This is a genomic window from Verrucomicrobia bacterium CG1_02_43_26 (assembly GCA_001872735.1).
Lineage (GTDB): Bacteria > Verrucomicrobiota > Verrucomicrobiia > Opitutales > CG1-02-43-26 > CG1-02-43-26.
This window is the reverse complement of the sequence record MNWT01000013.1, coordinates 53,868-73,429: the sequence shown is the minus strand read 5'-3', so window position 1 is coordinate 73,429 and position 19,562 is coordinate 53,868. Positions and strand designations below refer to the sequence as shown.

Here is a 19,562-nt window from a genome sequence, read left to right as displayed (position 1 = left end):
AGGATTAGAAAGAACTGTCTCGCCAGCTTTGTTTTGTTGCCGTAAGAAAAATATCTTCAAGGGTTAAAGGGAGTGCTTGGACTTCCTTTAATTCGTACTTAGGATCTCTCAATAATTGAATGAAGTGTTGGCCTGAAAGCGCTTTGTTTGCGGTCTCAATGGTAAAAACTGACCAAGGCTGTTCCATGCAAGCACGTTCATCTATAATTTTGATAGACGGATCCAGCTCTTGTAGCTTTGCGCAAAGTTCCTCAGGGTGGCTGGTGAGCGTGAGCTTAAACTGGTTTTGAGTTGCGAAAATCTCTCTGAGTTCCTTTGATGAACCCTGAGCTACAATGTGGCCACGATTAATGATGATCACCCGATCGCAGGATGCCTCTATTTCAGGCAGGATATGGCTAGAGAGGACAACGGTCATTTTGCCCCTTAGTGAGTCTATAAGTTGTCGAATCGCAATGATTTGGTGAGGATCTAGCCCGATAGTAGGCTCGTCCATAATAATGATATCAGGCTTGCCCAAGAGGCAGTCTGCGATGCCTACACGTTGGCGATACCCTTTCGAAAGTGTTCTGATGATCTTTTTTTTAGCAGTTCTAGTGAGATCGCATAGTTCCATCGCTTCGTCAACCTCCTTACGACGGTTGGCTTTGGTTATCATTTTCATTCTGGCCCTAAAATAGAGATATTCATCGACTCGAAGTTCGTCAATGAGCGGGTTATTCTCCGGCATGTAGCCGATATGCTTTTTTGTGAGATTGGGGGATAGTGCTACTGAAGTTCCTGCAATATAAGCATTTCCTGAGTGAGCCCGCAAAAGCCCGCACAAGATCCTTAGCGTAGTGCTTTTTCCAGCTCCATTGGGGCCCAAAAAACCAACGATTTCCCCTTTTTTAATCGTAAAGGAAACAGAATCGATAGCTTTAGTGGATCCGAAGTATTTAGTTAAATTTTCTGCTACAATAGCGTTTTCCACAAAGATAAGGATAGAGGGAAAATTTTGTGGGTAAACACTAAAATGGTGCTATTAACGCATCGATGTGTTACAGCTTGACCCCTATTTTGCCCAGAAGTATTAATAAGATAGGATGTTACAGTATTTACGCATAAAAAACTTGGCTTTATTGGAAGAAGTTCAATTAGAGTTTAAACCCGGCTTTACGACTGTTACAGGTGAAACGGGTGCAGGTAAAAGTGTTCTTCTGGGTGCTCTGGCATTGCTTTCAGGGGCAAGGGTCGAGAAAAGCACCATACGCCAGGGGGCAGGTTTTTGCGGGATTGAGGCTGTATTAGACTTACGGCGGAGTGTCGTTGATATTGATGAAACCTTGAACGAACTAGGGCTAGCTCCGACTGATGAAAAAGGTATTTTGATATTAAAAAGAACGATTTATAGTGATAGACCTCAAAGAATATATGTAAACGGGGGGCTTGCTACTCTAGCAGCGCTACAAAAGCTGGGCAAGAGATGGATAGATTTTCATGGTCCAGGGGAGCCTCAAAAATTGCTTCTAGAAAAATACCAGCTGAAGATGCTGGATGTTTTTTCCGGTCTGGAAAGTGAAGTGTCTGATTATCAGAGTGGGTATGATCATTGGAAGGCACTTTTGAAAAGTGTCGAAAACATGAAGGAATCAGAGCAGTTGAGCGAGGATGAGCAATACTTTTATAAGGGCCAGATTGATGAGATTGATAGCATTAACCCAACACAAGAGCGAATTGAGCGATTAGAGAGAGATTTCAAGCGCCTACATTCCGCAAAAGAATTGGCGGAAGAAAGCCAAAAGATCTTAATGAACCTAGTGGGCTCTAGCAGTGTGATCGAGCGTTTAAGGAAAATTATTAAAAGCGCTGAAATATTGGCGGAATTAGACCCTGCTGCCGGAGATGTTTTGTTGGATCGCTTAAAGGCAATGGTGATTGAGTGTGATGATATTGGCAGTGAGTATGACAAAATTGTGCAAGGTTTGGATTTTGATGATGATGATGCCCGTGCAATACAGAATGATATGTCTCGATGGTTAGGATTGCAGCGGAAATATGGCTCTTCTTTGGAGCTTGTGCTTCAAAAAAGAACGGGTCTTTTTAATAAATTGCAAAATCAGACAAATATAGATGCTCAAATTGAGGCACTATTGGAGCAAGCGGATGTCATGGAAAAGAAGCTCGTGGAGCAAGCTTCAATGATAACCCAGAAAAGACGTAAGGCGGGTCAAAAATTAGCTCAAGAAATACAAAAGTGTATGTTAACGCTTGGCTTTAAGCATGCGTTGTTTGAAATAAAAGTTGAAGACGCTGCGAAACTGGCCGAATGGGGGAATAGTACGGTAGTGTTTTTGTTTGCGCCAAACGTTGGGCAAAGTCCTCAACCCTTGAATAAAATCGCATCCTCTGGCGAGATGGCTCGTGTGATGTTGGCACTTAAGACCATATTAGCATCCGTGGATGCCACGCCTCTACTGGTTTTTGATGAAGTGGATGCCAATGTTGGAGGAGAGATTGGAGTCAATGTCGGGCGAGAATTGAAAAAATTGGGCGCAAAGCATCAGGTGTTATGTATTACCCACTTACCTCAAGTGGCTGCGCTTGGAGAAAATCATTTTCTTGTGGTTAAAGAACAACTTGAAGACCAGACAAGGGTGACGATCAATGACATTGGTAAAGGTCTAACGCAAAGGGTAGAGGAGCTTGCTCGAATGCTGGGCGATAGCAAAGCTTCCACTGCACTGCAGCATGCTCGGGAACTCCTCACAGTCTCGCTTTAACCTTTCGCGTTATAATGTTCGTTGACTATTTATTTCTTCTTTTCGTCATCACCCACTTGGTGCCCAATAGCTGCGCCACCTAGACCGCCAGCTACGCCGCCGATGATCGCACCTGTGGCTCCGCCTCCGATCATATAGCCCAAACCGGCTCCAGCGGCTGTGCCGATGCCTGCGCCACCTAAAGTGGACGAAGTTTTATCGCACCCCGCTAGGATGACAAGACCTAATAACAACAAACTTATGCCTAATCTTCTCATGTCTATACACTACAACGGGATAAGGTGATTTGTCAAGTTGTGTGGAATGATTTAAAATCGTGCCAAAAGTAATAAAATATTAGGCTAATTTCGTTGTTTTGGGGCATAGGTTTTTGAAATCACTTAATTCATGCTCGAGCCGTATGTTTTTCCACGCTCCACATTACTTGAAGATGAATTGGTGGATCGATTGTTGCTGCTATCATCGTCTCCAACTTGATGGCCAATGGCTGCGCCGCCGAGGCCTCCAACGACTCCGCCTAAAATAGGGGCACCTGCACTTCCACCGATTGCGTAGCCTAAACCAGCTCCTGCAGCGGCGCCAATAGCACCTCCCCCTAAAGTGGACGAGGTTTTGCCTCAACCAACCAATAAAATTGAAATAATCAAAAATAAGCCAACGAAAATTTCATTCATAAGTATTTTGTATCGAATGGCTTACGCGGTTTTAAGCTAAGCTATTTTTTGCGTGTTGTTTAAAAAACGTTGACAGGAATACTCGTGTTCGGGCATAATGGGGTAATATATTATATATATAGAAATGATTATATTGTTTAACAGTTTGATAAATAAAAGAAGTTGGCGATTTTGGCGTAGCTAATTAACCATCCGAACTTCTGTTATTTTATTTAAACTCTAAGCAAAATTAATCATGCAGCACAGCTGCTCAAAAATATCACGTAAAACACGATCTAGACAAATTCAAAAAGCACTCATTTCATTCGAGGCGTTTCTTGTGTTTGTATCGGCCTAATAAGACCGCAGGTTAGTTTATTGATATTTATTTGAATACTCTCGATAAACAATGAAACCAAAAAACATTTTTACACATAGTTTTTCACTCAAGCATTTAACGTCGTTGCGTGCTTTTCGCTATTTGGAAAGTTTTTCTGATAAAGCATATTTATTGGAGAATGTGCACACGCCTCGGCAGGCACATTCCTTTTTAGGGGTAAGTCCAACAAAGGTACTCCGTATTGTGTGTGGTCGTGTTTATTTGGAAATAAACGGCGAATGCCAGGAGTTATTTGAAGACCCCCTTGTTGCTATGAATCGATTTATTGACGAACACCAAATGAGCTCACGCATGGAAAGCTTAAGGGGCGAACCGGTCTACGGCGGAGTAGTCGGTTATTTGGGTTACGACTGTGTTCGGTTTGTTGAAAATATCCCTATGCCTGAATCGAGCGTAGCTATGGATGATGCGATATTGATGCTCTTTCCCGTTTCGGTCACCTTTGAATATGACCACGAGCAAGTCATTATTACAGGCGTTGTTATTGATGACAATAGTCGTGAAAGCACTATAGCGACAGTAGGAGCTTTGAAAGCTGAACTTGAACGGTTGAATGAAATCCCGGAAGATCTTGAATCCACTTTTCTAATGAATGAAGTGAGTGCACAACAGTTTGATGAAGAGGAGCTCAAAACATATGGAGAAGTTCACGAGAGAGAGCACTGTGAAAAAGTTGAAAAAATAAAAGAATACATACGACAGGGGGATATATTTCAAGCAGTCTACTCCATACGCTTTAACGTCCCGGCATCATCCAGTGAGCTTGCCATATATAGTTACTTGAAGTCGATCAATCCTTCGCCATACATGTTTTACCTGAAATTAGGAAAAGAGGTTTTAATGGGAGCCTCTCCTGAGACCTTATTGCGTTACGATGGTCAGTATTTGGAAACGCATCCCATTGCAGGAACACGCCGAAGAGGTAGGGATGCTCAAGATGATGAACGCTTATCACAAGATCTATTGTCCGATGCAAAGGAGACAGCAGAACACTTGATGTTAGTGGACTTAGGGCGCAATGATCTGAGTAAAGTTTCTAAAATAGGAACTGTTAAAATGAATCGCTTTATGGGGATAGAAAAATTTTCCCACGTTATGCATATTGTTAGCGTCGTTCAGGGAGAGAAGTCAGATGAATACACTCCCTTTGAAGCAATGTTATCATGTTTCCCAGCAGGGACCTTAAGCGGAGCTCCGAAAGTTCGTGCCATGCAAATCATTTCAGAACTAGAAAAAACGGCACGCGGTAGCTACGGTGGAGCTGTTTTGTTTTCAGGATTTTCGGGTCAATTTGATTCCTGTATTACGATCAGAAGTATTTATGTTCGAGATAAGATCGCACACATTCAGGCAGGAGGCGGAATTGTGGCAGATTCGAATCCAAAGGATGAATACCAGGAGATTATTAATAAAGCAATGAGCCCTTTTAAAGCGATTAAGCTAGCAAATCAGCAAAACTCAACCATGAGAGGGGTAAATATATGATACTCATTATAGATAACTACGATTCATTCACTTATTTATACTATCAGTATGTTTCTGAGATTTCAGGCCAAGCGTGCCGCGTGGTGCGTAATGATCAAGTTTCGGTAGAGGAAATTGATTCAAAGAATGTGAGCCATATTATTATATCACCTGGGCCATGTACGCCGAATGAAGCAGGTGTATCTATGGATGTGATACGGGCGCTAGGTAGCAGGATTCCGATTTTAGGAATATGTTTAGGGTATCAAGCAATTGGTCAAGTGTTCGGTGCATCTGTTATATGTGCTGAAAAGCCGGTTCATGGAAAAGTAAGCAATATTTATCATAATAACGGAGGAAGTATGAGAGGATTGCCTTGCCCCTTTAAGGCGACACGATATCACTCTCTTATTTTGGATAGAGTAAGCATTCCAGACGAGCTGATCATTACCGCTGAAACGAGTGACGGAATTGTTATGGGAGTTAAGCACAAGCAATATCCGATAGAGGGTGTTCAGTTTCATCCGGAATCTATTATGACCACGGAGGGAAAGAAGCTTTTAATCAATTTTTTGAACGAAAATGAACAGTAATACAATAGAATGGAATGCATTAAGCTGGAGGGAAAAGATAGCACTGCAGCAACCCGTATATATGGACGAAGATAAGCTTAATAGCGCCGAAGCGACTTTGAGAAATTATCCGCCACTTGTGTACTTTGATGAGATCGATCGCTTAAAAAAGGATTTAGCTCAAGTTGCGTTGGGTAATGCTTTTTTGTTACAAGGAGGGGCTTGCGCTGAAAGCTTTTCTGAATTCAGCGAATCGCATATTTTAGATACCTTTCGTATTTTATTGCAGATGGCTCTTGTAATAACGTTTGCTGGTAAAAAAAACGTTGTTAAAATGGGGAGAATTGCTGGTCAATTTGCTAAGCCGCGGTCTTCCCCTGTAGAGCATAGGGGATGCGAAACATTACCTTGTTATCGAGGTGATATTGTCAATGACTTGCAGTTTACAGATGCATTGCGAGAGGCGAATCCGGAACGCATGCTGCAAGCCTATTTTTATTCATCGGCGACTTTAAATTTCCTGAGATCTCTTTCTCATGGTGGATATGCGAAATTGGAGAATGTTAATCAATGGTTATTATCGTTCTTAGAAGAGAGCCCAATCTGTGAAAATTATAAAAAAATTGCTAATAGTATTAAGCGTTCAATTACATATGTGAAAGACTCGAAAAGTGTATATGGAAAGCAAATTTCATTTGCAGAGGATATAGATTTCTATACATGTCATGAGGCTTTGTTGCTTCCGTATGAAGAATCCCTTGTTCGATATCACGCTATAAGTGACCTGAACTACTGCACCTCAGCTCACTTTCTATGGGTTGGTGATCGTACACGCGATTTAGCTGGTGCTCATATAGAGTTCGTTCGTGGTTTGGAGAACCCATTGGGTATTAAATGTGGTCCTACTATGCAGCCGGATGAACTGCTAGAATTACTTGATGTTTTGGATCCTAAGCGTGAATTGGGGAAAGTTTCCTTGATTTCGCGTATGGGTTCAGGGAAGGTCGAAAAGCATCTTTTGCCCTTGTTGAAGGCTTTGAAGCGAGAAGGACGGCTTGCCATTTTGGTATGCGACCCTGTTCACGGAAATACGCATGTATCTGCAAATGGTTATAAAACACGGCCGTTTGATAAAATATATAGTGAATTCGAACAATTTTCACAACTGGTGAGATCCGAAGGAATGCATCCGGGAGGTCTGCATATAGAAATGACTGGGGGAGATGTCACGGAATGCGTAGGCGGAAGTGCAGGTATAACGGAAAGCGATCTATCAGAACGTTATCACAGCCTATGTGATCCGCGTTTAAATGCTTCGCAAGCATTAGAGTTAGCCTTTCTTGTTTCGGAGGTTTTTAAAAATGAGAACTGAAATAAATTTATTACAAAAGAGCATCCAAAAAATAGTTTCGCAACACACATTTTCTCGAGAAGAAGCGAAGAATATCATGGATAGCTTGTGCCGAGAAAAATTTCCTGAAACTCAAATGGCAGCTTTTTTTGCGGCCATACATTCAAGACGTGAAACAGAAGAAGAACTTTTGGGATTTCAGGATGCACTGCGTTCCAGAATGATCTTTTTACCCCAGGCATTCGAGGACGCTATTGATACATGTGGAACAGGGGGAGATAGTAAAGGAACGTTTAATATATCTACAGCATGTGCGTTTGTTTTGGCTAGTGGTGGCGTAAGAGTTGCTAAGCATGGAGGGCGCTCTGTTTCCAGTAAATGTGGAAGCGCCGATGTGCTTGACGCTTTAGGCGTATCTATGGTCTCGAATCCGCTAAAGGCAGCTATGATTTTAAAAGAATTTGGTTGCGTGTTTCTGTTTGCTCCTGCGTTTAATCCTGTTTTGAGAAAATTCGCTCAGTTAAGACAAGAGCTAGGTGTACGTACTTGTTTTAATGTGATGGGCCCGCTGTTGAATCCTGCAGCTGTTAAAAATCAAGTTATAGGTGTATATGAACAGAGGTTGTTGCCATTAGTTGGGGGAATTTTAAGGACTGTTGGCGTGCGGAATGCTATCATTGTACATTCGCGTGACGGTATGGATGAATTTTCTATTAGCGCACCGAGTGATTATGTCCATTTAAATGCAGGCAAAATTGAACTGAAGACAATTTCTCCAGAAGAAGTCGGACTGAAGTTATACCCCGAAGATTCAGTTTCCGGAGGGAGCGCCATTGAAAATGCAAATCTTATTGAGGCAATATTTAAAGGGAAGCCAGGGGCGTATCGTGACGCGGTTTTACTTAATTCGGCCGCAAGCTTCTTTGTTTCAGGAAAAGCAAAATCGATCCTTGAGGGAATTTCAATTGCAGCGGATTGTATCGATTCAGGAGATACAATTGCTTTGCTAAATAAGTTAAGAAAAATTAAATGAAGATGACTAATGATTTTTTAAGCAGAGTTCGAGCCTCAACAGAGGCAAGAGTTCGAACTGTTTCACTTTCGAATGCGGAGATGTTAGATTTAGCATTACGCTCACCTATGCCGAATGATTTTATGGCATCGTTTGACCGTGAAGTTGCGATTGTTGCGGAAATTAAATTTGCGAGCCCATCATGTGGTCATATTAAAGATTACAAAGACCCTGTAGATATTGCTCGTCAATATCTCGATAACGGAGCAGCAGCCCTTTCAGTATTAACGGAGCCGGATTATTTTAAGGGATCTTTGGAGTATATGAAGGCTGTTCGTATCGCATTTCCAGATGCTCGAATTTTAATGAAAGATTTTGTTCTGGATTTAAAGCAGATATACCAAGCGAGAATATATGGGGCCAGTGCGGTACTTCTGATTGTGGCCTTTCTTGATGCCGAATTACTGAAGTTATTATATGAAGAAGCCATTTCAATTGGTCTCACGCCATTGATTGAAGTTCATGATGATAAGGAATTCGAAATTGCCGCTTCGCTTGGGGCACAATTAATTGGCGTGAATAATAGGGATTTAAGTACTTTGGAAATCGATATAGAAACCTCGATCACGCTCGCACAACATTGTTCTAATAACGCAGTCCTCGTTAGTGAAAGCGGTTTGGGTGCTTCTGAAAGCATTAAGTTATTAGAATCGAATGGATATAGAGGATTCTTGATAGGAACGCATTTTATGAAGGAAGAATTCCCTGGAAAGGCTTTGTCTCAATTAATTCAGGAGGTGGCGAAATGATTCCTGTAAAAATATGTGGCATAACAAATTTAGAGGATGCCTTTCTCGCAGTTGAACTAGGGGCATGGGCTTTGGGGTTTAATTTTTACAAAAAAAGCCCTCGTTATGTTTCTCCTGAAGTTGCGGCTAGTATTGTAGCGGCTGTTCGGGGAAAAGTTATTACGGTTGGTGTATTTGTGAATGAAGATAGTAAGAGTATAAAATCTATTCTTGATGAGACAAAAATAAATTATGCACAGTTGCACGGTGAAGAGTCAGATATATTTGCTGAAGGAATACGTATTCCCTTTATTAAAGCATTTAGAATTTTAGACAGAATACATATGAATGAAATATATCGTTTTCGTGGAATAGTAGATTATGTTTTATTAGATTCGTTTAGTGAAAAGGCCTACGGGGGTACTGGTGAAATCGCAAACTGGGAATTGGCAGCGTTAATATCAAAAAAAATTAATATCATTCTTGCCGGTGGATTAACGGTTCATAATGTCCTAGATGCGATTAATTACGTAAAGCCCAGCGCAATCGATGTTTGTAGTGGAGTGGAGCAATTTCCGGGCAGAAAATGCCCTGCAAAGCTCAAGAAGTTTTTTGAAGTGCTTAAAGAGAAGGAGATTGTATGAAAAATGGTTATTTTGGAAAATATGGAGGACGCTTCGTTCCTGAAACGTTGATGGCGCCTCTTATTGAATTGGAAAAGGCTTATCTTAATGTTATTGATGATGCGGCCTTTCAGAAAGAGTTGGGATCTTATCTAAAAGATTTTGTAGGTAGGCCCACGCCCTTAACTCACGCAAGCAATTTAACCAAGTACTTGCGAGGAGCTAAAATTTATTTAAAGCGTGAAGATTTGACGCATACCGGATCTCATAAAATCAACAATGCATTAGGGCAAGGTTTGCTGGCAAAGCGCATGGGAAAAAGTCGTATTATTGCCGAAACGGGCGCTGGGCAACACGGAGTAGCTTCTGCAACTATAGCGGCACTATTGGGGTTAAAATGTACTGTGTATATGGGTGAGCTTGATACACACCGCCAAGCGCTGAATGTAGCTCGCATGAAGTTCTTGGGTGCGGAGGTTGTGCCTGTAAAAACAGGAAGTCGAACACTGAAGGATGCGGTAAGCGAAGCCATGCGTGATTGGGTTTCACGCATCGATGATAGTTATTATCTCTTAGGGTCAGCTCTTGGCCCTCATCCTTACCCATCTATGGTTCGAGATTTTCAGAAAATTATTGGTAATGAAACGAGGCAACAAATTTTGGATCAGTGCGGGATACTTCCCTCAGAATTGATAGCCTGCGTAGGTGGCGGTAGTAATGCAATTGGGCTTTTTTACCCATTTCTGAATGATGAGACTGTCCGCATGACCGGAGTGGAAGCTGGAGGCCAGGGGATGGAGCTTGGTCAACACGCAGCTCGCTTTTTAAGCGGATCGATTGGGGTATTTCAAGGAACAACAACCTATCTTTTACAAGATGAGTATGGCCAGATAGAAGAGACCAGCAGCATTGCAGCGGGATTGGACTATCCTGGTGTTGGGCCGGAGCATGCTTATTTGCGTGATCTTTCTCGAGTGCGGTACACGCATGTGAGTGATCTAGAAGCTTTAGAGGCGGCTAGATTGGTTTCTCGTTTAGAAGGTATTTTGCCAGCTTTGGAAAGTGCGCACGCACTGGCATATCTCATACAACGCGCTCCAGAAACGAACACCAGTGATATTATCGTGGTGAATGTTTCGGGTCGTGGTGACAAAGACATGGAAACGTATGCAAAAATTATTTAACAAACTTAAAGATGAAGATACGACAAATACTCAATAAATATCTCAATTCCCATCGTGCTGCTTATATACCTTTTGTACCAGCGGGAGATCAGGATATGGAAACAACAATGCGCTTGATCGTAGAGCTTGATAAATTGGGCGCCGATATTATCGAACTAGGAGTTCCATTTTCAGATCCGGTTGCGGATGGCCCAACGATTGCTCAATCTTATGAGCGAGCGTTGAAAAATAATGTCACATTGCTGGACTGCATTGCGTTGGTGAAAAAATTGAGAACAGGGGGATGCCATATACCTTTGGTTTTGTTTAGTTACCTGAATCCTATTATTCAACTAGGTCAAGAAAAGTTTGCCAAGCTATGTGCAGAAGCTGGGATTAACTCTGTTTTGTTGGTCGATCTTCCTGCAGAGGAGTCCCAAGAAATGGTACAAATATTGAAGAATCATGGAATAGGAATTATCCTTTTAGTGTCGCCAACCACTACAACAGACAGGTTGAATCTTATTTGTGATCAAAACCCTGACTTTATATACTACATTTCCCGAAAGGGGGTTACAGGATCGCAGACTGAACTTTCTTCAAGCTTGGCTTCGGAGGTTGCAGCAATTAAAAGAGTCACCGATATTCCAGTAGCAGTTGGTTTCGGGATTTCATCAAAGGAACAGGTGGCATTAATTGCTGGTATGGCAGAAGGGTATGTGGTGGGTAGTGCTTTGGTGGATTGTTTGAGAGATGGAGACAAAACCACTGCTCAGGCGAATTTCCTCGAAAGAGCCAAGTCTCTCCGTATATAGTGGCACATAAATATGTCCAAACAAATTGTCATTATAGGAGGCGGAGCAGCCGGCTTTTTTGGCGCTATAAATGCCGCGCAGGCTAACCCTGAGGCTGAGATAACGATCATTGAAAAATCTCCCAGGCTCTTAACAAAAGTGAGTATATCAGGTGGGGGTAGATGTAATGTAACGCATAACTGCTTTGATCCTAAGGTGTTAGTCGAGAATTACCCCCGTGGGCGTAAAGAATTACTTGGGCCCTTTAATCGCTTTCAACCCAGAGATATGATTAAGTGGCTGGATGCTCAAGGAGTCGTTTTGAAGACAGAGGCAGATGGCCGGATGTTTCCAGTAACGGATGACTCTCAAACAATCATAGATTGTTTCATGGCGTTATCGAAACGGCTAGGCATAAAAATTTTAACCAAAATCGCGGTTAACACCATTGAAGTTTTGGAGACGGGGGCTTTCCATGTTGTATTATCGACTGGCGAAGTATTGTTGGCGGATAAAATTCTTTTGGCTACCGGAGGGGGGCAGTCAGCCAGCGGCTTCCAGTTAGCCCAATCGCTTGGCCACACGATTAATGAGCCTGTACCCTCACTGTTTACTTTTAATATTAAGGATCCCCGTATTGAGGGTTTAGCCGGCATCTCCTTTCCGGACGCAATTGTTTCTGTTCCAGGTACACCGCTTAAGGCAAAAGGCCCTTTGTTGATAACGCATTGGGGGATGAGTGGCCCGGCAGTGCTTAAATTGTCAGCCTGGGGAGCGAGAATTCTTTATGATAAAAATTACGAATTCGAGCTAAAAATAAATTTCCTTGCCCAATATAGTAAGGAGCAACTGACACAAGCTATGCTAGATGCAAAGGCTGAGTTTAAGAAAAAACAAGTGTCAAAACATCCCATCCTCGAAATACCTAAACGGTTTTGGGAGAAAATGGTACAAGCTGCCCAGATCCCAGATGACAAGCCATGGGAAAAAGTCTCGCAGCAAGCCTTCGAATCTTTAGTAAGTGTGTTGACTGAGGCCACGTATTCCGTTGTTGGAAAAAGCACAAACAAAGATGAGTTTGTTACCTGCGGGGGCATCGCATTGAAAGAGGTGAATTTTAAGACGATGGAGAGCAAGATTTGCCCGGGGCTTTTCTTGGCTGGGGAGGTTCTCGATATTGATGGTATTACCGGCGGCTTTAATTTTCAGGCTGCTTGGACGTGTAGTTGGATAGCAGGCAATTCGATGTGATTGATATTCAGCTTGTTTGCTTGAGGGACGTCTCTTTTCGGGGTATATTGGTTTTAGGTAATCTTATTGTATTTTTATGGAGAATAATGAACAACCTGGCTCCACATATTCTGCGAAATCAAGGCATTTTAAGTTGATTTACGATAGTGACTGTAAATTTTGCCAACGTGGAGTATGTTATATAAAAGAGCAAGTGCAGGAATCGGTGGCATCTAAAAATGTGTCCATCGATTATATACCCATCAATCAGGCTAGTGCTTTAGGGATCCCTATAGAGGCGAAGGCGCTCAGGCATAAGATTCACTTGCTTGATGAAAATAATAACCTTTATACGGGAGCCCATGCGGTCCTAAAAGTCTTGTCCGAACAGCCTAAATACCGAAAATGGTACAAGTTGTACGAAAAAAATCGATTTTTTGCGATTCTTGCTGAGTGTGTGTATACGGTTATTGCAAGGATAAGAAGGTTCTTATAATTCCCTCTTTCCGGAGTTGCCAATTCAGTAAACTTGGACTATCTTGTAGTACTATGGAAATTATTGCATATTTAAAACCTTCCTGTGGATGGAGTAATGGCGTAAGGGCTATCTTTAAAAAATATGGCCTGCAATACGAGGATAAGGATATTATTAATAATCCGAATTATTACATGGAGATGGTTCAGAAATCTGGGCAAAACTTGTCACCTTGTGTGATTGTTGAGGGTGTTATGTTACCGGACATTAGTGGCGAAGAAGTGGAGCAATATATGTTAAGTAAAGGCCTTATCAAGCCGAACAGTGTAGAGCCGGAAGTGCCGATTAATAAGCCCTGCGCACACGAACAAAAGCCCGATGTGTCGCAAACATTACGCCACTTTTGAGCATTCTAAGACTTCTTCAGTAAGGTTTTAAATCTCAAACTCTTTAACGAGAGATACTAGTTTTTCAGGGATGTTCCCTATCACGAAGACCCCTTCATCAAGGGGTTCTTCTTTTTTTATTCCTCCCATTTGGTGGAGTTCGTGAATAATGTCATACCGATTGTGAGGGATTAAAAGCTTCATGACCCGAATTTGTTTTTCTAACTGGATCTCCATCATGGAAAGCAATTGTTCCACGCCTTCAGTTGTTTTGACACTCATAAAGCAAGCCTTGGGGTAGGTTGCCTTAATCGTTTTTAACGAAAGATCATCTTCTAATAAATCGATCTTATTGAAGACAATTAGCATTGGCTTATCTTTTGCGTGAAGTTCCTCAAGGACTTTGTGTGTTGTTTTAAGGTGCTGCTCAAAACTTGGATTAGAAGCATCCACAACGATCATCAAAAAATCTGCAACCAAAGCTTCTTCTAATGTTGCTTTAAAGGCATCGACTAATCCATGAGGCAGGTTTCTGATGAAACCTACGGTATCGGTTAATAGTAGAATTTGGCCGGAAGGTAGTTGTAGTCTCCGCGTAGTTGGATCAAGCGTGGCAAATAACTTGTCTTCAGCCAAAATTTTAGACTGAGTCAGTAAATTAAGGAGCGAAGATTTTCCAGCATTCGTGTAACCCACAATGGCTGCGCTTGGGAAGGGGATTCGCATTCTTTTCTTGCGCTGTGTTTGCCTGTGCTGAATAACGTCTCGCAAATCTTTTTTTAATTGAGAAATGCGATCTCGTATCATCCGCTTGTCGAGTTCAATTTGCTTTTCACCAACATCGCGTTGGGCTGCGCCACCACCTCGTTGACGGCTTAGGTGTGTCCAGGCACGTTTAAGGCGAGGCAATGCATACTCCATTTGGGCTAATTCCACTTGAAGGACGGCTTCTTTGGTTTGAGCTCGTTGGGCAAAAATCTCTAAGATGACTTCGTGTCGATCAATGACCGTCAATCCGCTAAGCTTTTCCCAATTGCGTTGTTGTACGGGAGAAAGCTTGTTATCGAAGATAATCATAGAACAATTAAGTTCTTTCGCAAGTTCGATGATTTCCTCCGCTTTGCCTGAACCTAGGAAAAGATTGGCGTGCGGCTTCTGTATTTTGGCAATTATCTTATCTTGGACGACGATATCCAGATTGCTCACCAATTCTTCTAATTCTAATAACAGTTCTTTTGTATCTGAAAAAAGCGATTTTTCCATTAAGCATTCAATGCCAACAAGGAGTGCGCGCTCTTGAGGGATTTCTGTAGGTGAGGTTTCTTTCATAAAAGGGGAAAGCCTTCCAGTAAATTACCGGAAGGCTTCGAGGTGATTGAAGAAGTAAAGTTCCCCATGTAATTCTTAATCATTAACTAGCAAGGGCTGCTTGTGCGGCTGCAAGACGAGCTACTGGAACTCTTGGAGGTGAGCAACTTACGTAATTCAAGCCGGATTTATAGAAGAATTGAATAGAATCTGGATCTCCTCCGTGTTCTCCACAGATACCAAGTTTAATGTTCTTCCGCTGTTTACGGCCACGCTCAACCGCCATCTCAACTAACTGGCCAACACCATCTTTATCGATTGTTGCAAACGGATTTTGTCCAATGATGTCCAATTCTTTGTAATGGGGTAGGAAGGAACCTGAGTCATCACGACTCATCCCCAGGGTGGTTTGTGTCAGGTCATTTGTTCCAAAGCTAAAGAATTCAGCATGTTCGGCTATTTGATCCGCACGTAGCGCAGCACGGGGTAGTTCAATCATCGTGCCAACAATATATTTAATTTTCACCTTTTTACTCTTCATCACTTCTTCAGCAACACGATGAATCAATTTGGCTTGGTGCTTGAGTTCATCCGCATAGCCTACGAGAGGCACCATGATTTCAACATCAACAGTGGCGCTTTTTTTGCCTTTTTGTACGAGAGCGGCCGCTTCAAAGATTGCACGAACTTGCATTTCAGTGATTTCGGGATAGCTGATGCCCAAACGACAGCCCCTATGGCCCAACATCGGATTTTGTTCATGTAGGCCTTTAATGCGATCAGAAATAAGATCTGCGGTAACGCCAAGGCTGTCAGCAATCCTTCGTCTTGAAGCATCGTCTTGTGGTAAGAATTCGTGTAAGGGAGGATCTAGTAGGCGGATTGTGACCGGACGACCTTTCATAGCTTTAAGAATGCCGACAAAATCATTGCGCTGCAAAGGAAGCAGTTTCTTTAACGCATTGCGGCGTTCAAACTCATCTCTCGCAAGAATCATTTCGCGCATAAAGTTAATTCGCTCGCCATCAAAGAACATATGTTCCGTACGACAAAGGCCTATCCCCTCAGCTCCGAGAGCCACAGCCATTGTACTTTGTTCTGGAGTATCAGCATTTGTACGTATGCTCATTTTACGGAATTTGTCAGACCAGTCCATGATTTGCTTGAAGTACTGGTATGTTTGGCTCTTTTGCGGTTTAAGATTTCCTGCCAAGACTTGAGTTACTTCAGAGGGTGCGGTTTCCAGGTGCCCTGCAAACACTTCACCTGTTGTGCCATCAATAGATATATCGTCTCCTTCTCGTAAGGTAATGCCTTGAGTTGATAGGGTGCGCTTTTGGTAATTGATTGAAATATCATGGGCTCCACAAACGCAAACTGTACCCATCTGGCGAGCTACAAGAGCTGCGTGAGAGCTTACGCCACCTCGAGATGTCAATATGCCTTCAGCCGCAAGCATGCCGCGAATGTCTTCGGGAGATGTCTCATGGCGGCATAGGATTACTTTTACGCCATCGCGAGCCAGGCGCTCTGCAGCACTCGCAGAGAATACAATTTTACCCGTAGCAGCTCCAGGGCCAGCAGGTAAGCCGGTACCAATGCAATTAGCACTCTTTCTTGTTTTTTCATCGAAAACAGGAACAAGCAGAGAAGCAATGGATTCAGCAGGTATCCGTTTAATGGCAGCTTTTGAATTGATTAAACGCTCAGTTACCATCTCAACGGCAATCCGAACGGCCGCCAAGCCGGTACGCTTACCATTTCTTGTTTGCAAAATATAAAGATGATCACGCTCAATGGTAAATTCGAAATCCTGCATGTCTTTAAAGTGCTTTTCCAAGGTCTTACGAACTTTTTCTAGCTCTTTATGGGCATGTGGCATGTCTTGCTTTAGTTCTTCAATTGGCTTTGGTGTACGCACGCCAGCGACAACGTCTTCGCCTTGGGCGTTGATTAAGTATTCGCCGTAAAAGATATTTTCGCCATTAGCGGGATCGCGAGTGAAAGCAACACCGGTTGCGCTATCATTGCCCATATTGCCGAAAACCATCGTTTGTACGTTTACAGCAGTGCCCCACGCATGTGGAATACTGTATTTTTGGCGGTAGATAAAGGCACGCTCGTTGTTCCATGAGCCAAATACGGCAGCAATTGCTCCAATTAATTGTTCATGAACATCTTGCGGGAAGCTTTTTTTAGTGCGTTGCTTAATGAGTGCCTTGAAGCGCTTGATGAGCTCCTGTAGGTCTTCGGGAGTCAACTCATGGTCGTTTTTGATTTTTTTCTCTTCTTTGAGAGCCGTCATGATTTCATCGAATGGTTCATGCTCGTCTTCATTTCGAGGCTGCACGCCCATGACAACATCGCCGTACATTTGTATAAAGCGGCGATAGCAATCGTACGCAAATCTTGGGTTGTCTGTGATTTTAGCGAGCCCTATTACTGTCTTATCATTTAAGCCTAAGTTCAAAATAGTGTCCATCATGCCCGGCATGGAATCTCTTGCGCCGGAACGGACTGAAAATAATAATGGATCTTTTGCGTCTCCAAATTTTTTACCTTGCTGTTTTTCTATGTCAGTTAAGGATTTTTTTAATTCGGCTTGAAAACCGGCAGGGAATTGAGATTTGTTTTGGGTGTAGTAACTGCATACCTCCGTTGTGATCGTAAATCCTGGGGGAACGGGAAGTTTGATCAAGGCCATTTCCGCTAAATTCGCGCCTTTGCCTCCAAGTAATGCCTTCATGGTAGCATTACCGTCTGTTTTCTTGCCAAATGCATAAATATGCTTGGCATTCCGTTTTGTCTTTGCTCTAGGCGCTACTTTTTTTGGGGTAGGTCTCTTTTTATTTGTTTTAGCTGGCATACTTTATTTTCCAGTATAGTCTTTGAATAGTTAATATGGGGGGTCCAAAAATAATTAAATTATCAAAGTAACTTTAGACCCTAGTGTCAATCGAGAACATGAATAATTCACTACAGTATCCAAGAGAAGATGAGTTAAATGAGGTTGAAAATGTCCCTCAAGGGAAGGCGATGTCCATACTGGATCATCTTGAGGAACTTCGCTGGCTGATTGTTCGTTGTTGCTTAGCCTTCATTGTAGGGTGTGTTATCGTAGGTTCGTTTTTTCCCTATTTTGCAAAATTGTTATTGTACCCGCTTAACAAAGCGATAGGTACCGGAGGTACGCCCCTACTGCAGGGGCTTGTGACGACCAGTCCAATGGGTATTTTTTCCGTTATTATCCAAATATGCCTTCTGGGCGGGCTGACCATTTCACTGCCTGTAATGCTCTATTTTATTGCTAAATACATTAACCCTGGGTTGCGGCGAGAGGAGAAATCGCTCATCGTTCCTGGAAGTATCGCTATTATTTGTTTATTTCTAGTAGGAGCTGGTTTTAGCTATTTTTATATTATACCGGCATCGCTGGCTGTTGCGATACACTTAAATGAAATTGTTGGTTTTCAACTTATTTGGTCAGCGTCAACATACTATAGTATGGTAGTCTGGATGACGCTCGGCGTGGGTTTTTGTTTCGAGTTTCCGCTTGCGCTCTTGTTACTCATTCAATTAGGGATCCTTTCAACGGATAAATTGAGGCGGATAAGGCGGCATATGATTGTGATCGTGTTGGTTGCTGCGGGGTTAATCACCCCAAGTAGCGATCCTTTTAGCCTGATGCTACTGGCTGTGCCGCTCTATTTGCTTTATGAGGGGGCTATGTTGGTTGGTCGCCGGATAGAGCGGAAACGAGCTCGAGTTGTAGAGGAAGAGTAAGTATTGTAAAAAAAAGCCAACTTAAGGCATAAGCTGGCTTTTTTTGTTTAAAATCTAAAGATTGTTTTAACTCTTGTTTTTGCGACTGCGTGCGTAGTCTACTCGGGTGACACGGAATAGTTGGAGGGCAAGCCAAAATACACCGGTGAGACAAGTGGATCCGTAGATCCCAAAAATAAGCCGCATAGTCTCTGTTTGGGCGGGCACGTGGGGAATGCAGACCGTTGTCATGAATACGAAGAAAGCAGCGGTAAGCAATAAGTCAAAAAAGATACCACCCTTACTGATCAATTTTTTATTGTCCATGGACGACATCATTGTGCTGGAATGTTGATTTGTCAAAAAGAAAAAAACGTTAGTAAATACTTGCTGCAGTGCGCGACTCGCGTGCGTTAGATGATCGCTGCGTAATCTTTAGCTGACAGGAGCTCATTGATTTCGGCCTCATTATCTGCTTCGATTTTGAGCATCCAGCCATTGGCGTAAGGGGAGGAGTTTACCTGCTCTGGGCCGGTTTCGAGGGATTTATTTACTTCAACGACCGTTCCGCCTACGGGCATGTATAGGTCTGAAGCAGCTTTGACGGATTCTACGACCCCGAAGATCTCGCCCTTTTTGAAATGCTTCCCAATGGAGGGCAGTTCTATAAAAGTGATGTCGCCCAAGGCCTCCTGCGCGTGGTGGGTAATGCCTATGGTTGCTTGTTTGCCGCCTGTAAGCTCCACCCATTCGTGTTCCTTAGTGTATTTCAGGTTTTGAGGGACTTCTGCCATATGTAATAAATTGATTAATATTGGA

The 19,562-nt window shown here is 42.7% G+C and carries 19 protein-coding genes; 13 read left to right on the top strand and 6 right to left on the bottom strand.

Features of this window, described 5'->3' with window-relative positions:
- Nucleotides 1–4: 4 nt before the first annotated feature.
- Nucleotides 5–961, bottom strand: a complete 957-nt coding sequence (locus tag AUJ82_04540; GenBank protein OIO59898.1) for a hypothetical protein — start codon at nucleotides 959–961, stop codon at nucleotides 5–7.
- 124 nt (nucleotides 962–1,085) lie between these two features.
- Here AUJ82_04540 and AUJ82_04535 point away from each other — a divergent pair, with 124 nt between their 5' ends.
- Nucleotides 1,086–2,762: a DNA repair protein RecN gene (locus AUJ82_04535; protein OIO59825.1), complete on the top strand. Its 1,677-nt coding sequence runs from the start codon at nucleotides 1,086–1,088 to the stop codon at nucleotides 2,760–2,762.
- Between the two features lie 29 nt (nucleotides 2,763–2,791).
- Here the strand turns inward: AUJ82_04535 and AUJ82_04530 are convergent, their stop codons facing one another.
- Complete coding sequence (locus tag AUJ82_04530) at nucleotides 2,792–3,019, bottom strand: hypothetical protein (GenBank protein OIO59824.1); 228 nt, start codon at nucleotides 3,017–3,019, stop codon at nucleotides 2,792–2,794.
- A gap of 805 nt (nucleotides 3,020–3,824) precedes the next feature.
- On the opposite strand from AUJ82_04530, the gene AUJ82_04525 reads away from it, so the two are divergent.
- The 11 genes from AUJ82_04525 to AUJ82_04475 all read left to right on the top strand — a co-directional run bounded on the left by AUJ82_04525 (nucleotide 3,825) and on the right by AUJ82_04475 (nucleotide 13,694).
- Nucleotides 3,825–5,300 carry a hypothetical protein gene (locus tag AUJ82_04525; protein ID OIO59823.1) on the top strand — a complete coding sequence of 492 codons (1,476 nt, stop codon included), beginning with the start codon at nucleotides 3,825–3,827 and terminating at the stop codon, nucleotides 5,298–5,300.
- The gene (locus tag AUJ82_04520) at nucleotides 5,297–5,872 is read left to right on the top strand and encodes an anthranilate/aminodeoxychorismate synthase component II (protein OIO59822.1); all 576 of its coding nucleotides are present in this window, start codon (nucleotides 5,297–5,299) and stop codon (nucleotides 5,870–5,872) included. Before AUJ82_04525 ends, AUJ82_04520 begins: the two co-directional genes overlap by 4 nt.
- On the top strand, nucleotides 5,862–7,223 hold the full coding sequence (locus tag AUJ82_04515) for a hypothetical protein (GenBank protein OIO59821.1): 1,362 nt from the start codon (nucleotides 5,862–5,864) through the stop codon (nucleotides 7,221–7,223). The genes AUJ82_04520 and AUJ82_04515 overlap by 11 nt, the downstream gene beginning before the upstream one ends.
- Nucleotides 7,213–8,235, top strand: a complete 1,023-nt coding sequence (locus tag AUJ82_04510) for an anthranilate phosphoribosyltransferase (GenBank protein ID OIO59820.1) — start codon at nucleotides 7,213–7,215, stop codon at nucleotides 8,233–8,235. Before AUJ82_04515 ends, AUJ82_04510 begins: the two co-directional genes overlap by 11 nt.
- A complete protein-coding gene (locus AUJ82_04505) occupies nucleotides 8,232–9,023 on the top strand; it encodes a hypothetical protein (protein ID OIO59819.1) in 792 nt (263 codons plus the stop codon). The genes AUJ82_04510 and AUJ82_04505 overlap by 4 nt, the downstream gene beginning before the upstream one ends.
- The gene (locus AUJ82_04500) at nucleotides 9,020–9,646 is read left to right on the top strand and encodes a hypothetical protein (protein ID OIO59818.1); all 627 of its coding nucleotides are present in this window, start codon (nucleotides 9,020–9,022) and stop codon (nucleotides 9,644–9,646) included. The genes AUJ82_04505 and AUJ82_04500 overlap by 4 nt, the downstream gene beginning before the upstream one ends.
- The gene (locus AUJ82_04495; GenBank protein OIO59817.1) at nucleotides 9,643–10,809 is read left to right on the top strand and encodes a tryptophan synthase subunit beta; all 1,167 of its coding nucleotides are present in this window, start codon (nucleotides 9,643–9,645) and stop codon (nucleotides 10,807–10,809) included. Before AUJ82_04500 ends, AUJ82_04495 begins: the two co-directional genes overlap by 4 nt.
- Nucleotides 10,810–10,820: 11 nt before the next feature.
- Nucleotides 10,821–11,603 carry a tryptophan synthase subunit alpha gene (locus AUJ82_04490; protein OIO59816.1) on the top strand — a complete coding sequence of 261 codons (783 nt, stop codon included), beginning with the start codon at nucleotides 10,821–10,823 and terminating at the stop codon, nucleotides 11,601–11,603.
- 12 nt (nucleotides 11,604–11,615) lie between these two features.
- Nucleotides 11,616–12,833 carry a flavoprotein gene (locus tag AUJ82_04485; GenBank protein ID OIO59815.1) on the top strand — a complete coding sequence of 406 codons (1,218 nt, stop codon included), beginning with the start codon at nucleotides 11,616–11,618 and terminating at the stop codon, nucleotides 12,831–12,833.
- A 76-nt stretch (nucleotides 12,834–12,909) separates the two neighbouring features.
- Nucleotides 12,910–13,308 (top strand): hypothetical protein, encoded by a 399-nt coding sequence (locus AUJ82_04480; GenBank protein OIO59814.1) that lies wholly within the window; start codon nucleotides 12,910–12,912, stop codon nucleotides 13,306–13,308.
- Nucleotides 13,309–13,361: 53 nt separating this feature from the next.
- On the top strand, nucleotides 13,362–13,694 hold the full coding sequence (locus AUJ82_04475; protein ID OIO59813.1) for a glutaredoxin: 333 nt from the start codon (nucleotides 13,362–13,364) through the stop codon (nucleotides 13,692–13,694).
- Nucleotides 13,695–13,721: 27 nt separating this feature from the next.
- Here AUJ82_04475 and AUJ82_04470 read toward each other — a convergent pair whose 3' ends face one another.
- Together AUJ82_04470 and AUJ82_04465 are read right to left on the bottom strand one after the other, a co-directional pair.
- Nucleotides 13,722–15,002, bottom strand: a complete 1,281-nt coding sequence (locus AUJ82_04470; protein OIO59812.1) for a GTPase HflX — start codon at nucleotides 15,000–15,002, stop codon at nucleotides 13,722–13,724.
- Nucleotides 15,003–15,084: 82 nt separating this feature from the next.
- Nucleotides 15,085–17,847, bottom strand: coding sequence for a pyruvate, phosphate dikinase (locus tag AUJ82_04465; GenBank protein ID OIO59811.1), 2,763 nt, complete (start codon nucleotides 17,845–17,847; stop codon nucleotides 15,085–15,087).
- Nucleotides 17,848–18,017: 170 nt separating this feature from the next.
- On the opposite strand from AUJ82_04465, the gene AUJ82_04460 reads away from it, so the two are divergent.
- The gene (locus AUJ82_04460; protein OIO59897.1) at nucleotides 18,018–18,764 is read left to right on the top strand and encodes a twin arginine-targeting protein translocase TatC; all 747 of its coding nucleotides are present in this window, start codon (nucleotides 18,018–18,020) and stop codon (nucleotides 18,762–18,764) included.
- Nucleotides 18,765–18,830: 66 nt separating this feature from the next.
- On the opposite strand, the gene AUJ82_04455 is transcribed toward AUJ82_04460, so the two are convergent.
- Complete coding sequence (locus tag AUJ82_04455; GenBank protein ID OIO59896.1) at nucleotides 18,831–19,070, bottom strand: hypothetical protein; 240 nt, start codon at nucleotides 19,068–19,070, stop codon at nucleotides 18,831–18,833.
- 86 nt (nucleotides 19,071–19,156) lie between these two features.
- A complete protein-coding gene (locus AUJ82_04450; GenBank protein OIO59810.1) occupies nucleotides 19,157–19,537 on the bottom strand; it encodes a glycine cleavage system protein H in 381 nt (126 codons plus the stop codon).
- Nucleotides 19,538–19,562 lie beyond the last annotated feature (25 nt).

What these genes read in the sequence shown, in the direction of transcription:
- AUJ82_04535 (OIO59825.1), top strand. Translation starts at nt 1,086, where the DNA reads ATGTTACAGTATTTACGCATAAAAAACTTGGCTTTATTGGAAGAAGTT.
- AUJ82_04530 (OIO59824.1), bottom strand. Translation starts at nt 3,019, where the DNA reads ATGAGAAGATTAGGCATAAGTTTGTTGTTATTAGGTCTTGTCATCCTA.
- AUJ82_04525 (OIO59823.1), top strand. Translation starts at nt 3,825, where the DNA reads ATGAAACCAAAAAACATTTTTACACATAGTTTTTCACTCAAGCATTTA.
- AUJ82_04520 (OIO59822.1), top strand. Translation starts at nt 5,297, where the DNA reads ATGATACTCATTATAGATAACTACGATTCATTCACTTATTTATACTAT.
- AUJ82_04515 (OIO59821.1), top strand. Translation starts at nt 5,862, where the DNA reads ATGAACAGTAATACAATAGAATGGAATGCATTAAGCTGGAGGGAAAAG.
- AUJ82_04510 (OIO59820.1), top strand. Translation starts at nt 7,213, where the DNA reads ATGAGAACTGAAATAAATTTATTACAAAAGAGCATCCAAAAAATAGTT.
- AUJ82_04505 (OIO59819.1), top strand. Translation starts at nt 8,232, where the DNA reads ATGAAGATGACTAATGATTTTTTAAGCAGAGTTCGAGCCTCAACAGAG.
- AUJ82_04500 (OIO59818.1), top strand. Translation starts at nt 9,020, where the DNA reads ATGATTCCTGTAAAAATATGTGGCATAACAAATTTAGAGGATGCCTTT.
- AUJ82_04495 (OIO59817.1), top strand. Translation starts at nt 9,643, where the DNA reads ATGAAAAATGGTTATTTTGGAAAATATGGAGGACGCTTCGTTCCTGAA.
- AUJ82_04490 (OIO59816.1), top strand. Translation starts at nt 10,821, where the DNA reads ATGAAGATACGACAAATACTCAATAAATATCTCAATTCCCATCGTGCT.
- AUJ82_04485 (OIO59815.1), top strand. Translation starts at nt 11,616, where the DNA reads ATGTCCAAACAAATTGTCATTATAGGAGGCGGAGCAGCCGGCTTTTTT.
- AUJ82_04480 (OIO59814.1), top strand. Translation starts at nt 12,910, where the DNA reads ATGGAGAATAATGAACAACCTGGCTCCACATATTCTGCGAAATCAAGG.
- AUJ82_04475 (OIO59813.1), top strand. Translation starts at nt 13,362, where the DNA reads ATGGAAATTATTGCATATTTAAAACCTTCCTGTGGATGGAGTAATGGC.
- AUJ82_04470 (OIO59812.1), bottom strand. Translation starts at nt 15,002, where the DNA reads ATGAAAGAAACCTCACCTACAGAAATCCCTCAAGAGCGCGCACTCCTT.
- AUJ82_04465 (OIO59811.1), bottom strand. Translation starts at nt 17,847, where the DNA reads ATGCCAGCTAAAACAAATAAAAAGAGACCTACCCCAAAAAAAGTAGCG.
- AUJ82_04460 (OIO59897.1), top strand. Translation starts at nt 18,018, where the DNA reads ATGTCCATACTGGATCATCTTGAGGAACTTCGCTGGCTGATTGTTCGT.
- AUJ82_04455 (OIO59896.1), bottom strand. Translation starts at nt 19,070, where the DNA reads ATGGACAATAAAAAATTGATCAGTAAGGGTGGTATCTTTTTTGACTTA.
- AUJ82_04450 (OIO59810.1), bottom strand. Translation starts at nt 19,537, where the DNA reads ATGGCAGAAGTCCCTCAAAACCTGAAATACACTAAGGAACACGAATGG.